Annotated in this window: 14 protein-coding genes; 5 read left to right on the forward strand and 9 right to left on the reverse strand. The window is 72.6% G+C overall.

Going from position 1 to position 12,299, the window contains the following annotated elements:
* Nucleotides 1-3: 3 nt before the first annotated feature.
* The 3 genes from ACQKIP_RS09700 to ACQKIP_RS09710 all read right to left on the reverse strand — a co-directional run bounded on the left by ACQKIP_RS09700 (nucleotide 4) and on the right by ACQKIP_RS09710 (nucleotide 1,870).
* A complete protein-coding gene (locus ACQKIP_RS09700; protein ID WP_365866168.1) occupies nucleotides 4-597 on the reverse strand; it encodes a sigma-70 family RNA polymerase sigma factor in 594 nt (197 codons plus the stop codon).
* Nucleotides 598-790: 193 nt separating this feature from the next.
* Entirely contained in the window at nucleotides 791-1,576 is a 786-nt protein-coding gene (locus tag ACQKIP_RS09705; RefSeq protein WP_365866167.1) for a hypothetical protein, read from the reverse strand.
* Nucleotides 1,577-1,660: 84 nt separating this feature from the next.
* Nucleotides 1,661-1,870, reverse strand: coding sequence for a hypothetical protein (locus tag ACQKIP_RS09710; protein WP_365866165.1), 210 nt, complete (start codon nucleotides 1,868-1,870; stop codon nucleotides 1,661-1,663).
* 144 nt (nucleotides 1,871-2,014) lie between these two features.
* On the opposite strand from ACQKIP_RS09710, the gene ACQKIP_RS09715 reads away from it, so the two are divergent.
* Nucleotides 2,015-2,959 (forward strand): erythromycin esterase family protein, encoded by a 945-nt coding sequence (locus ACQKIP_RS09715; protein ID WP_365866163.1) that lies wholly within the window; start codon nucleotides 2,015-2,017, stop codon nucleotides 2,957-2,959.
* A 3-nt stretch (nucleotides 2,960-2,962) separates the two neighbouring features.
* Here ACQKIP_RS09715 and ACQKIP_RS09720 read toward each other — a convergent pair whose 3' ends face one another.
* The 4 genes from ACQKIP_RS09720 to ACQKIP_RS09735 are packed head-to-tail and all read right to left on the reverse strand — an operon-like array spanning nucleotide 2,963 to nucleotide 6,302.
* Complete coding sequence (locus tag ACQKIP_RS09720) at nucleotides 2,963-3,754, reverse strand: lysophospholipid acyltransferase family protein (protein ID WP_365866161.1); 792 nt, start codon at nucleotides 3,752-3,754, stop codon at nucleotides 2,963-2,965.
* Nucleotides 3,751-4,542 (reverse strand): GNAT family N-acetyltransferase, encoded by a 792-nt coding sequence (locus tag ACQKIP_RS09725; protein ID WP_365866159.1) that lies wholly within the window; start codon nucleotides 4,540-4,542, stop codon nucleotides 3,751-3,753. Before ACQKIP_RS09725 ends, ACQKIP_RS09720 begins: the two co-directional genes overlap by 4 nt.
* Nucleotides 4,543-4,593: 51 nt before the next feature.
* Nucleotides 4,594-5,388: an ABC transporter permease gene (locus ACQKIP_RS09730; protein WP_365866157.1), complete on the reverse strand. Its 795-nt coding sequence runs from the start codon at nucleotides 5,386-5,388 to the stop codon at nucleotides 4,594-4,596.
* Nucleotides 5,385-6,302, reverse strand: a complete 918-nt coding sequence (locus tag ACQKIP_RS09735) for an ABC transporter ATP-binding protein (protein ID WP_365866155.1) — start codon at nucleotides 6,300-6,302, stop codon at nucleotides 5,385-5,387. The genes ACQKIP_RS09730 and ACQKIP_RS09735 overlap by 4 nt, the downstream gene beginning before the upstream one ends.
* 205 nt (nucleotides 6,303-6,507) lie before the next feature.
* Here ACQKIP_RS09735 and ACQKIP_RS09740 point away from each other — a divergent pair, with 205 nt between their 5' ends.
* The 3 genes from ACQKIP_RS09740 to ACQKIP_RS09750 all read left to right on the forward strand — a co-directional run bounded on the left by ACQKIP_RS09740 (nucleotide 6,508) and on the right by ACQKIP_RS09750 (nucleotide 10,030).
* Nucleotides 6,508-7,164 (forward strand): response regulator transcription factor, encoded by a 657-nt coding sequence (locus tag ACQKIP_RS09740; RefSeq protein ID WP_365866153.1) that lies wholly within the window; start codon nucleotides 6,508-6,510, stop codon nucleotides 7,162-7,164.
* Nucleotides 7,165-7,244: 80 nt separating this feature from the next.
* Complete coding sequence (locus ACQKIP_RS09745) at nucleotides 7,245-8,780, forward strand: sensor histidine kinase (protein ID WP_427742714.1); 1,536 nt, start codon at nucleotides 7,245-7,247, stop codon at nucleotides 8,778-8,780.
* A 35-nt stretch (nucleotides 8,781-8,815) separates the two neighbouring features.
* Nucleotides 8,816-10,030, forward strand: coding sequence for a CaiB/BaiF CoA transferase family protein (locus ACQKIP_RS09750; protein ID WP_365866150.1), 1,215 nt, complete (start codon nucleotides 8,816-8,818; stop codon nucleotides 10,028-10,030).
* Between the two features lie 42 nt (nucleotides 10,031-10,072).
* Here ACQKIP_RS09750 and ACQKIP_RS09755 read toward each other — a convergent pair whose 3' ends face one another.
* Both ACQKIP_RS09755 and ACQKIP_RS09760 read right to left on the reverse strand, forming a co-directional pair.
* Nucleotides 10,073-10,630, reverse strand: coding sequence for a YbaK/EbsC family protein (locus ACQKIP_RS09755; RefSeq protein ID WP_365866148.1), 558 nt, complete (start codon nucleotides 10,628-10,630; stop codon nucleotides 10,073-10,075).
* 84 nt (nucleotides 10,631-10,714) lie between these two features.
* Nucleotides 10,715-11,299, reverse strand: coding sequence for an XRE family transcriptional regulator (locus ACQKIP_RS09760; protein WP_190084212.1), 585 nt, complete (start codon nucleotides 11,297-11,299; stop codon nucleotides 10,715-10,717).
* Nucleotides 11,300-11,392: 93 nt separating this feature from the next.
* Here ACQKIP_RS09760 and ACQKIP_RS09765 point away from each other — a divergent pair, with 93 nt between their 5' ends.
* Nucleotides 11,393-12,256: a DMT family transporter gene (locus tag ACQKIP_RS09765; RefSeq protein ID WP_365866146.1), complete on the forward strand. Its 864-nt coding sequence runs from the start codon at nucleotides 11,393-11,395 to the stop codon at nucleotides 12,254-12,256.
* Nucleotides 12,257-12,299: the final 43 nt, after the last annotated feature.

The raw sequence follows: 12,299 nt of genomic DNA on the forward strand, positions 1-12,299 counted from the left end.
GTGTCAGGCCGCGGAGCCCGCAAGCGCGGGGCGCTCGGCGTCCCGCAGCCGCTCCATCAGCGAGATGCGCGCCCGCGCCACGCGCGAGCGGACCGTGCCCACCGGGCAGCCGGTGAGCAGCGCGGCCTCCGCGTAGGGCAGCCCCAGGAGTTGGGTGAGGACGAAGGCCTCACGCCGCTCGTCGGGCAGCGTCGCGAGCAGGTCGGCCAGCACCACGCCGTCGTCGAAGCCCGGCAGGCCTCTCGGCTGGGCGCGCTCGGCGGCGGACTGCCAGTCGTCCGTGTCGCAGAGCCGGGGCCGGGCGGCTGCGTGCCGCAGGCTGTCGATCACCGCGCGCCGGGCGATGGAGAGCAGCCAGGTACGGGCGGACGAGCGCCCCTCGAAACGGTGCAGGCTGCCGAGGGCCCGCAGGAACGTGTCCTGTGTCAGGTCGTCGGCGGCCTGCGGGTCGCCGCCGAGATACGTCACGTACCTGCGGACGTCCCGGTGCAGGGCGCGCACGAAGTGCTCGACGGCTTCGGGGTCGCCGGCGCGGGCGGCGAGCGCCCAGGCCGTTATCGACTCGTCGGGTGAGCTGGGCAGGGCAGGAATGATCACCTGGTGTCCTTCTCGGGAATCCGGGATCCGGACACGCCGTACGCGCGGGCGTCGGTATGTCTCGTCGGCGGCGCGAGCACGCGTCCGGCGATCCGGTGATGGGGGTACGGCCGCGCAGGAGTGCGCATGGCCGATGCCCGAGCCGCGGCCACGCGCGCCATGGCGCGTGCTTGCGGCGTCGGGGAACCAGCTGTCAGGCGACAGCGGTCCCCGCGGGCGGACCCCGGGAAGTGATGACGTGCACGAGAAGCAACTGCCGCGGCCGGCCCGCCGAACGGTGGCGACGGGGCCGGACGCGGGGCCGGTGCGCGGGCGCGGGCAGCGCGTGAGGAACCCGCAGCGGGGCGACGAGCCATCCGGCGAAGGCACGCGCGACACGGAAGGCCGCGCGTTCGCCGTGCGCGAGCCAGAGGCCGCAGAGGAGAGCGGCGAGCAGGTGGGCGGCAAGCATGCCGGTCGGCGACATGCCGCTCATGTCGTGGCCGCCGCCCATATGGTCCATGTGCTCCATGGAGCCCATCGACGACATGTCAGGCATCGCGGGCATCGGCGTCGCACCGGAGACCGGCGCCGACACCGTCCCCACGGCCGTCCCTGACCCGGGCATCGGCGCGGACATGGCCGAGCCCTGCCCGCTGCCGGTGGCCCCGGCGCCCATCGGCCCCGCGCAGAGCAGGTGCTGCACCCACCGCCGTACGAGCGGCACGCCACCCGCAGGCTGCGCGGCGGCCTGTGCGAGGGAGAACCCCGCGTGCAGGGCGGCCTGCGCGGCCACCGTCACGCCGACGACCAGGGGCAGCCCCCGCTCGCGCCCGGCGAGCGCCCACGCGGTGGCGCCGGCTGCGAAGGCACCGGCACCCAGCGCCGGGGCGGGCACCGCGGCACCCGACATCAGGACGTGCCCCAGGGCAGCGAGCAGCACGCAGGCGGCCGCGAACACCGCAGCCCGTACCGCGCGAGAACACCACCCAGCAGTCATGGCGGGGCCATCCTTGCATTCGCGCCACTTCTTTCCCGGGGTGGTACGCGAAATGAACCCGGTCCGCTCAAACAGCTTCAGGACTTATCCGTGACCGCCCGAGTGCATGTCACGCATATCGCGCATGTCGTGCGTCTCGGTCCCGGTTTCCGTCACGCTGCCGGGCCGCCGCACACCCGGCTCGTCCGTCTCGTCCGGTCCGACGGCCGCTCCCATTGCGTACGACACGACGAAGACCACCGCGAGCAGCGCGAGGAACCCGCAGAGCGGGGCAAGCCGGGGGCGATCGCTCATCGCCGCTCTCCTGACACTCGTGAACGCCACAGCACGGAACCATCGCGACCGCGCCGGTCCAGGAGTCGGCCGAGGACGGGCCCTGGTTCCCGAGACGCGCGTCACACTTGACCTCGACCAAACTTGGGGAACGAGCCTGAGCCCATGAACCGGACCTCAGAAGCAACGTACGAAGCGGCAGCCGACTGGCTCACCCGGCATGCCCACCCCCTCAACACCACGGACGCACGGGCCGAACCGTCCGATTTGCGCCCGCTGGCCGACGCGGTGGCGGGCGCCGAGATCGTCGCGCTCGGCGTGGGGTCCCGCGCGACGCACGAACTGTCCGTCCTCCAGCACCGGATGCTGCGATTCCTGGTCGAGGAGCAGGGGTTTCGTTCGCTCGTACTCGAAGGGGACGATCCGGCACGACTCGGGCTCGACACGTATGTCCTGACCGGGGCGGGCGATCCGGAAGCGATGCTCCGTGAAGCCCGTTCCTTCTGGCGGACCGGCGAGATCCTCGACATGCTGCGCTGGCTGCGCGCCCACAACGCACGCACCCCGCACGACCCCGTGCGGCTGGCCGCGCTGCCCACGCAGTCGGGGCCGCCCGGTGCCGGACTCGCGGAAATCGAGCGGGCCCTGGCCGACGACGCCATCCGGTGGCACGAGTGCACCCGGCACAAGACCGTCTACTGGGGCGGCATCGCCCACACGGCCGTCGGCGATCCCCGCACGGTGTCGTCCCCCGCATCCCAGACCCACCACAACGCGGGCGGATACCTGCGCGAGCACTTCGGCGGCGGCTACGCGTCCGTCGGGCTGACCTTCCACCACGGCGCGGACTACCCGGTACCGCCCGCGGAGTTCGCCGAGACGGTGCTCGGCGCGGCCGATCTGCCCGCGTATTTCCTGAACCTGCGCGCACACGACCCCGGGCCTGCGGACGCCTGGCTCGAAGCGCCCGCGAGGACCCGCCTGATCGGCCCCTTCTACGACGCGCGCGAGGACGCCGCGCACCACCTGTCCGGCGGCTCCCTCGCGGGATGGTTCGACGCCGTGGCACATGTCCGCGAAGTGACACCGGCCAGGGTTCTCGAGGACTAGGGATCAGACATGGGCGGCCCGTTCATGGGCGGCGACGGTTGCCTGGGCCTCGGCGGCCAGCTTTCGCCGGTCGGTGCCGTGCAGTGGGGCGTGCGCGGTGACGCGGACGGTCAGGCCGCGGGCGCGGGCCACGCGGTGCAGCGACGCCCCGAAGGTCTCCTCGCCGAGGAAGGCGGCCGTGGTGCTGCGGACGCCGTGCTGGTAGTAGCGGATGGTCACGGGACGCACGGGTGCGCCCGCGTCGGCCGCCGCCTGGAAGGTGGCCCGGCGGAACCGGCCGCCGGGCACGGAGCACCAGGTCGTCGCCTGCGGGAAGACGAGGACGGAGCGGCCCGCGCGCAGCGTGGCCGCGAGATCGGCCACGGAACGGGGCAGTTGGCGCAGCCCGTCGCGGTCGATGAACTGGGTGCCGGCTCGTCGGGCGAGCGCGCCGATGACCGGCCACTGGCCCACCTCCCGCTTGGCGAGGACCGTCACCGGCTCGACGGCGAGCAGGCTGATGACATCGAGCCAGGAGATGTGGTTGGCGACGATCAGGGTGCCGGGTCGCGCACCGTCCACCGTCAGCCGCTGCGGCGCCTCCTCCAGGCCCACGCCAAGGGCGCCCAGGACCGCCCCGGCCCGCGCCCGCAGCATGCCGGGCTCGGCGAGGCGCCCGCCCTGCGCCACGCCCCGGCCGATCGCGTACGACAACGCCGCGTACCGGCGGGCCAGTTCGGCCGGTGACACCCGTGACGCCGAGCGCGTGACGCAGGCCGGGGTGCACAGGGCGGCGGGGGCTGTCGCGTGGCTCATTGCGTCTCCCCCAGGAAGTAGCGGCGGTAGCGGTCGCCGAGCCGGTCCATGTCGAGCAGGACGAAGAAGTCGGCGACGTCGAACTCGGGGTCGTGCGCGGGCGCCCCGCACATCCACGCGCCAAGGCGCAGGTAGCCCCGCAGCAGCGGCGGCAGGTCGGTGTAGGCGGGCCGCTCAACCGTCGGTTCGGCGGGCGCCCAGGGGCGGCGGGGATGCACGCGCAGGTCGGGCGGCGACGCGTGCCGCGACGTGCCGAGCAGCCAGGCGCTGGACGCCGCCTTGCCGCCGTCGGCGAGCGGGACCGAGGCGCAGCCCGCCAGATAGCGGTGTCCGGACAGCAGCACGTAGCGGGCGAGCGCCGACCACATCAGGTTGATCACGGCACCGGAGCGGTGGTCGGGGTGCACGCAGGAGCGGCCCGCCTCGATGGTGGAGGACCGCAGCCCTTCCAGTGCGAGCAGGTCGAACTCGCCGTCGGAGTAGCCCCGTTCGGCCCGGCCCGGCGGGAGCAGGCGGTAGGTGCCGACGACCTCGCCGGTGGTGGTGTCGGTGACGATCAGGTGGTCCGCGAGATCGTCGTAGGGGTCGATGTCGTGGCCGGGCAGCGAGGTGTGGAGACGGGCGCCCATCTCCTCGCCGAAGACGCGGTACCGCAGTCGCTGCGCGGCCCGGATCTGCTCCGGGGAGTCGGCGATGGCGGTGACGTAGGGGCTGGATACGGCGGGAGCAGCGGGTGAGGCGGGGGCAGCAGGTGTAGCGGGCGTTGCAGCGGTGGATGTCGAGGGCATGACAGGTCCGGTCTCCGTTCGGGGAGGAGCGGCCCGGGCCGCGGAGGTGGCTCAGGCGTCGCGACGCCTGAGGATCGCCGTGGCCAGGGTCAGGGAGGCGGCCGTCCAGGCGGCCAGGAGCAGGAGTCCGGCGGCGGGACCGTAGAGATCCGCGTCGCCCGTGAGGAACTGCGTGCCCGCCGCCCGGGGCAGGAACTGCGCCAGGTTCGTGAGGAAGTCGAGGGGAATCGATTGGAGGATCGTCGGCACGACGAGCAGCAGCACGAACAGCACGGTGATGGTCCCGGCTGAACTGCGCACGATGGCCGCGAGGCCGACGGTCAGGACACTCATGAGCATCAGGTGAACGGCGACGGCAAACACCTGCCCCGCCACCTGACCGAGGTCGGAGGCCGACTCGTCCAGGGCCGCCGCGCCCGCCCCGGTCCCGATCACGGCGAGCACGATCCCGGCGCCGAACGCGACCGCCGCCGTCACGATGCTCTTGGAGACCAGCATCCGCGCGCGGTCCGGCACGCACTGGAGGGTGTTGGTGATGCTGCCGGTGGCGTACTCGCCGGTGACGCAGAGCATGGCCAGACCGGCGACGACGAACTCGACGCCGTAGACGGTGGCGAGCGTGGCGGGGTCGGCGGGCGACGCCCCCGCGTCGTGGGTGACGGCGCCGACGCACGCGGCCGTCACCCCCATCACGGCGGCCGCCGTGAGCAGGAAGTACCAGGTCGAGCGGAGCGAGAACAGCTTGGTCCACTCGGCGGCCACGGCCCCGCGCAGTCCGCCGCGGGCGGTCCGCTGCCGGATGTTCCGCCGCCGGATGTGGCGCTGCCCGGAGATCTGCGTGCTCACAGCCGGGCCTCCCCGAATTCGACGCTGCCTGCGGTCAGTTCCATGTATGCCTCTTCCAGTGACGCCTCGACGGCACGCAGCTCGTGCAGTCGTACGTGGTTCTCGTGGGCCAGATCGCCGACGCGCTCCGGCGTCAGACCCGTCACGAGGAGTTCGCCCGCCGACACCCGCCGGATGTCGTGCGCCTCCGTCGCGAGCCGTCCGGCCAGGGCGTGCAGGTCACGCTCCTCGGGCGCGCGCACCCGGACCGCGTTGCGGGAGCTGCGCGCGAGGATGTCCGCCACCGGCGCGTCCGCGATGAGCCGTCCCTTGCCGATCACGACCAGGCGGTCGGCGGTGACCTCCATCTCGCTCATCAGATGGCTGGAGACGAACACCGTCCTGCCCTGTGCGGCGAGCGAGCGCAGGAAGCGGCGGATCCAGAGCACGCCGTCGGGGTCGAGCCCGTTGACCGGCTCGTCGAGCATCAGGACCTCGGGGTCGCCGAGCAGCGCCCCCGCGATGCCGAGGCGCTGCCCCATGCCCAGCGAGAAGGAGCCCGCCTGCTTGCCCGCCACATCGGTGAGCCCGGTGGCATCCAGCACCTCGTCCACGCGGCGGGCGGGAATGCCGTGGCTGCGGGCCATGGCCAGGAGGTGCTTGCGGGCGCTGCGCCGGGGGTGCACGGCCTTGGCGTCCAGGAGCGCGCCGACCTCCCGCAGGGGATGCATGTGGTCGGCGTACCGCTTGCCCTTGATCAGGGCGGTGCCCGACGTGGGGTGGTCAAGGCCCAGGATCATGCGCATGGTGGTGGACTTGCCCGCGCCGTTCGGTCCGAGGAAGCCGGTGATCTTCCCTGACGCGACTTCGAGGGACAGCGCGTCGACGGCCGTCTTCTCGCCGTATCTCTTGGTCAGGCCCTGCAATGTGAGCATCGTTCCCCAAGTCCCTTTCGAAGCGCCCGTCTTCGGAGGCGCGGGCGGTGACGACAGGGACGCTACGAAGCTTCGGGGCCCGGGACAGGGGACGTTGGTCAGCACCTGCCCTGCACTTTCGTAAGGTCACGGGAGTTGCGTCAGGCCTCGGGAGTTTTGTCAGGTCTCGGGCGGCAGGTCGCGGACGGCCGGGTAGCGTGCTCGTATGATCCGAGTGCTGCTTGCCGACGACGAGGCGATGATCCGGGCCGGCGTGCGGGCGATCCTCGGCGCCGCCGACGGCATCGAGGTCGTCGCCGAGGCGGGCGACGGGCGCGAGGCGATCGACCTCGCCCTCGCGCACTGCCCCGACGTCTGCCTCCTGGACATCCGGATGCCCCGCCTCGACGGCCTCCGGGCGGCGGCCGAACTGAGCCGGGTCGCGCCCGGCACGGCCGTGGCGATGCTCACCACGTTCTCCGAGGACGAGTACATCGCGAGCGCGCTCGGCTCGGGCGCCGCCGGCTTCCTCCTCAAGTCCGGCAATCCGCGCGAGCTGATCGCCGGGGTGCAGGCCGTCGCCGAGGGCGGCGCGTATCTCTCCCCGTCGATCGCACGGCGGGTCATCTCCCACCTCGGCGCGGGGCAGCTCGGAAAGCAGACCACCGCGCGGGCCCGCATCGGGGAACTGACGGCACGCGAGCGCGAGGTGCTCGCGCTGGTCGGCGCCGGACTGTCGAACGCGGAGATCGCCCGGCGGCTGCATGTCGTCGAGGGCACGGTGAAGGCGTACGTCAGCCAGGTCCTGGCCCGCCTCGGCTTCAAGAACCGGGTACAGGCAGCGATCCTCGCGTACGAGGCGGGGCTCGTCGGCGCGGAGTGAGCAGCCGGCCAGGGCCGCACGGGAGCGATTGCCTACTTTAGTCGGGGGCGCGGGCCGGTGTGATCGGCGATGCTGTGCGGATGCGCGGCGTACCCGGCTGGTTCTCCCGGCTCCTCGACATCGGGCTGTGGCTCGTGGTGTGCGCACCGCCGGTCTCGGGCGTCTTCGGTCTCGACGGACGCGACGCCGTCGTGGCCGCCGCGGGAGTCCCGCTGCTCGGGGGCGCCGTGGCGTGCGGCAGGCGGTGGCCGCTCGCCGCCCTCGCCGTGCCGGTCGCGCTGAGCCTGATGACCGACCCGGAGATGCTGACGCCCGCGTACTGGGCGGCGCTCGCCGTCTTCGGTTACCTCGCCGGCAGCCGCACGGTGGCGGTACGCCCCGCGCTGTGGTTCTTCGGGGCGGTCGCCGCGGTCGGACTCGTGCTGTGCACGGCCGTGTCGAGCGACCTGTGGGGCTGGCCCACGATGCTCCTGACGCTGCTGGCCGCCGTGGTGCTGCCCTGGCTGCTCGGCCGCTACCGTCGCCAGTACACGGACCTGATGTCCGGCGGCTGGCGGCTGGCCGAGCGCATGGAGCACGAGCAGCAGGCGGTCGCCGACCGTACCCGTATCCGCGAACGGGCCAGGATCGCGGGCGACATGCACGACTCGCTCGGCCACGACCTGACCCTCATCGCGGTCCAGGCGGGCGTCCTTGAGGTCGACCCCACGCTCGACGCCCGTCAGCAGGCGGCCGTCGGCGAACTGCGCGAGGCAGCGGGAGCGGCGACCGAACGGCTGCGGGAGATCATCGGCGTGCTGCGGGCCGACGACGAAGCGCCGCCGCGGGCCCCGTCGGACGCGGGCCCCGACACCGTGGTCGAACGCGCGCGGGCATCCGGGGTCGAGGTCATGCTCGAACGGTCGGGGGCCACGGAGAACCTGCCGCCGATGGTCGCCCTGGCGGTGCAGCGCGTGCTCCAGGAGTCCTTGACGAACGCCGCCAAGCACGCGGCGGGCGCGAAGGTCCGGGTCCGGATCACGCGGGACGGCGACACGCTGCGCCTGACGGTGGCGAACGGCCCGGCCCCGGCCGGGCGCCTTGCCGGGGTGGCATCGGGCGGCAGCGGTCTCGTCGGCCTCGACGAGCGGGTGCGCCTGGCGGGCGGCACGCTGCGCGCGGACCCCACGGACGACGGCGGCTTCGAGGTGAGCGCCGAACTGCCCGCGGCGGGCGCCGCCCCGCGTGCCGTGGAACCGCCCCGGCCGACCGTCTCCGCGCGCGAACTGGAACAGGCCAGGCGGCAGATCCGGAGGCGGCTCACCCAGGCGGTCCTGGCCCCGATCGCGGTCCTCGCCGGAATTCTGCTCCTCGTGATCCCCCTCAGCATGATCAGCTCCGTCTTCTCGGTGCTCGACCGGGAGGTGTACGACGGTCTGACCACCGGGCAGCGGCGCGAGGAAGTGGAGTCCCGACTGCCGGACTTCACCAGGGACGGCCCGCCGGACGGCGCACCCGCGACGCCGCGCGGCCAGGACTGCACGTACTACAGCACACGCTTCCTGTCGGCCGACGGCTATCGCCTCTGCTTCGCCGACGGGCGGCTGGTGTCCAAGTCGGTGGTGGGAAATCCTTGAACGACTCGGACAGCACCCGCGAACGAAAGGCAGTCATGGCGCCGCACCACGAACCGACCGGTCAGCTCCCCCTGGAGGGCATCACCGTCGTCAGCCTCGAACAGGCCGTCGCCGCCCCCTTCGCCACCCGGCAGCTGGCCGATCTCGGCGCTCGTGTGATCAAGGTCGAGCGGCCCGGCGGCGGCGATTTCGCCCGCCGTTACGACACCACCGTGCACGGACAGGCCAGCTACTTCGTCTGGCTCAACCGTTCCAAGGAGTCCCTGACGCTGGACCTCAAGTCCGACGAGGGAGTGCGGATCCTGCACGAACTCCTCGCGGAAGCCGATGTGTTCGTGCAGAACCTCGCACCCGGCGCCGCCGACCGCCTCGGTCTCGGCGCGGCCGGACTCCAGGCCCGCTACCCCTCGTTGATCCCCTGCACCCTCAGCGGTTACGGCATCAGCGGCTCCTGGGCGGACCGCAAGGCGTACGACCTCCTCGTGCAGTGCCAGACCGGGCTGCTCTCGCTGACCGGCACCCCCGACGAGGCGGTGCGGGCCGGCATCTCGGTCGCGGACATCGCGGGCGGGATGTACGCCTACACCGGCGTCCTCACCGCCCTCTTCACCCGGGCGACCACAGGGCGCGCGCCGGTCGTCGACGTGTCCCTCTTCGACGCGCTCGCCGAGTGGATGAGCCAGCCCGCGTACTACACGCGCTACGGCGGCACGCAGCCGCCGCGTGTCGGCGCCCGGCACGCGACCGTCGCGCCGTACGGCCCGTTCACCGCGTCCGACGGCAAGGACGTCCTGCTCTCCGTGCAGAACGAGCCCGAGTGGGCCGCCCTGTGCGAGCGGGTCATCGGGCGGCCCGAGCTGACAAACGACCCGCGGTTCACCACCGGATCGGACCGGGTCGCGCACCGCGACGAGCTCGACGCGATCATCTCCGCGCGGTTCGCCGAACTCGGCAGCGAGGAGGCGATGGAACTGCTCGACAAGGCCAACATCGCCAACGCGGGCGTCAATTCGGTGGAAGAGTTCCTCGGCCACCCCGCGCTCACCGAGCGGGAACGCTGGCGGGAGGTCGCGATTCCGGGCAGCCCGTCCCCCGTCCAGGCACTGCTGCCGCCCGCGAATCTGAGCGGCGTGGAGCCGCGCATGGATGCCGTGCCCGCCGCGGGCGAGCACACCGAGCGGATCCTGCGGGAGCTGGGGCGGGACCCCGACGACATCAACCGCCTGCGCGAGGAGGGTATTTGCGGGTGAGCCGGAGGGCCTGACGCCCGCCCCGGAGAAGCCCCGCCCGTGTCAGGCGACGCCGAGCCCTTCGAGCACCACCGCGTTCGGGAGCTCGGCGAACGCCTTGCCCGGCACGATGAGCTTGCCGCGGCGGCTTCCGCTGCCGATCAGGACGTGGGGCAGGTCGACGACGGCGGCGTCCACGAGCAGCGGCCAGTCGGCGGGCAGGCCGATCGGGGTGATGCCGCCGTACTCCATGCCGGTCTCGCCGGTCGCGGTGTCCATCGGCGCGAACGAGGCCTTGCGCGCGCCGAGTTGGCGGCGCACGACGCCGTTCACGTCGACGCGGGTCGTGGACAGGACCAGGCACCCGGCGAACGAGGTCTCACCGCCGCGCTTGCCCGCGACGACCACGCAGTTCGCGGACTGCTCCGTGATGTCCCGGCCGTAGTGCTCCACGAAGGTGGCGGTGTCGGCCCACTGCGGGTCGGTGTCCACGTGGATGACCTGCTCGGCGGGGACGCTCCCGCTCCAGCCCCGCACGGCGTCGGCGACGGGCGCCACCAGGAGGTCGAGGGCCTCGGGCGCGGCGCGGACGACGTCGAAATTTCCCATGGGTGCACGCATGGCCGCACGCTAACAAACGCGGCGGGACACGGAGCGCGGACCTGAACCCGCAGCCCTCAGCCCTCAGCCCTCAGCCCTCAGCCCTCAGTACGACGAGGCGTGCGCCGGAGGTACGGACACCGACATGGTCATCTCGACCGGCTCGGCGCCCTTGTTGTGATAGCCGTGCGGCACGTTCGCCTCGAACGAGGCCGCCGACCCGGCGGGCACCTGGTGCTCGACACCGTCCACGAGGAGCGTCAGTTCGCCCGCCGCGACGTGCAGCAGCTCCATCGTCCCCGGCGGGTGCGCGTCGGAGTCGCTGCCGTCACCGGGCATCAGCTTCCACGCCCACAGTTCGAAGGGGCCGCGCGCCTCGGTCCCGACCAGGAGCGTCGTACTGCTGCCCGCCTCCGTGGACCACATGCGCACCGCCTGCTCCGGCGGCACCAGGCGTACGTGCGAGCCCTGTTCGTAGTCGAGGAGCGTGGTGATGCTGACGCCCAGGGCGTCGGCGAGCTTCACCGTGATCCCGACGCTGGGGTTGGTCCTTGCCTGTTCGATCTGGATGATCATGCCGCGACTTACGCCCGCACGGGCCGCGAGCGCGTCGAGCGTGAAGCCCCGTTCCGAGCGCCAGCGCTTGAGGTTGCGGGCGAGCGACTGGGTGAGCTGATCGAGGTCCGACACATTCCGTCCATTATTTTGGATGACAAGGTCAAAGATACTGAACTACGGTGTGGTGCACCTAAAGGTTCAAAACACTGTACTGCGAGGAATCCGATGACAGCACTGTTCGCCCTGGCCACCAGCCTGATGTACGGCTTGGCCGACTTCGGCGGCGGACTGCTGACCCGACGCATCCCCGCCCTCACCGTGGTCGTCGCCTCGCAGACCATCGCCGTGGTCGTCCTCGGCGTGATCGTGGTCGCCACGGGCGGCTGGACGGAGTGGGGGCCGCAGCTGTGGTTCGCGGTGGCCGCGGGGCTGCTCGGCCCGGTGGCGATGCTCGCCTTCTACAAGGCCCTGGCCATCGGCCCGATGAGCGTGGTCTCACCGCTCGCCTCCGTGGGCGTCGTCGTACCGGTGGCCGTCGGCCTCTTCCTGGGCGAGCGCCCCGGCGTCCCGCAGTTCGCCGGGCTCACCGTCGCCATCGTGGGCATCGTGCTCGCGGGCGGCCCCGAACTGCGCGGCGCCCCCGTGCAGCGGCAGGCGATCCTGCTGACCCTGCTCGCGGCCTTCGGCTTCGGCGCGGTCCTCGCCCTGATCTCCGAGGCGTCGAGCAACCTCACCGGCCTGTTCCTCGCCCTGTTCGTGCAGCGCGTGACGAACGTGGCCGCGGGCGGCACCGCCCTGCTCGTCTCGGTGAAACGAGGCGGCCTCGCACTCCCCGAGGGCACGGGCGTCGGCCTGCTGTGGGCAGCGCTCCCGGCGCTCGCCTTCGTGGGCCTGGCCGATGTCGCGGCCAACGGCACGTACTCGCTGGCGGCCCAGAACGGCCCGATCACGCTGGCCGCGGTCCTCTCCTCGACCTACCCGGTGATCACGGCACTGGCGGCACGGGCGGTACTCAAGGAACGCCTGCGGGGAGTGCAGGCGGCGGGAGCGGGCCTGGCTCTGGTGGGCACGGTATTGCTGGCCAGCTGAGACGTGCCCCTCCAGGGGCGCGGGGAACTGCGCGACCGGCCCC

The organism is Streptomyces sp. NPDC059900 (assembly GCF_050270335.1).
Lineage (GTDB): Bacteria > Actinomycetota > Actinomycetes > Streptomycetales > Streptomycetaceae > Streptomyces.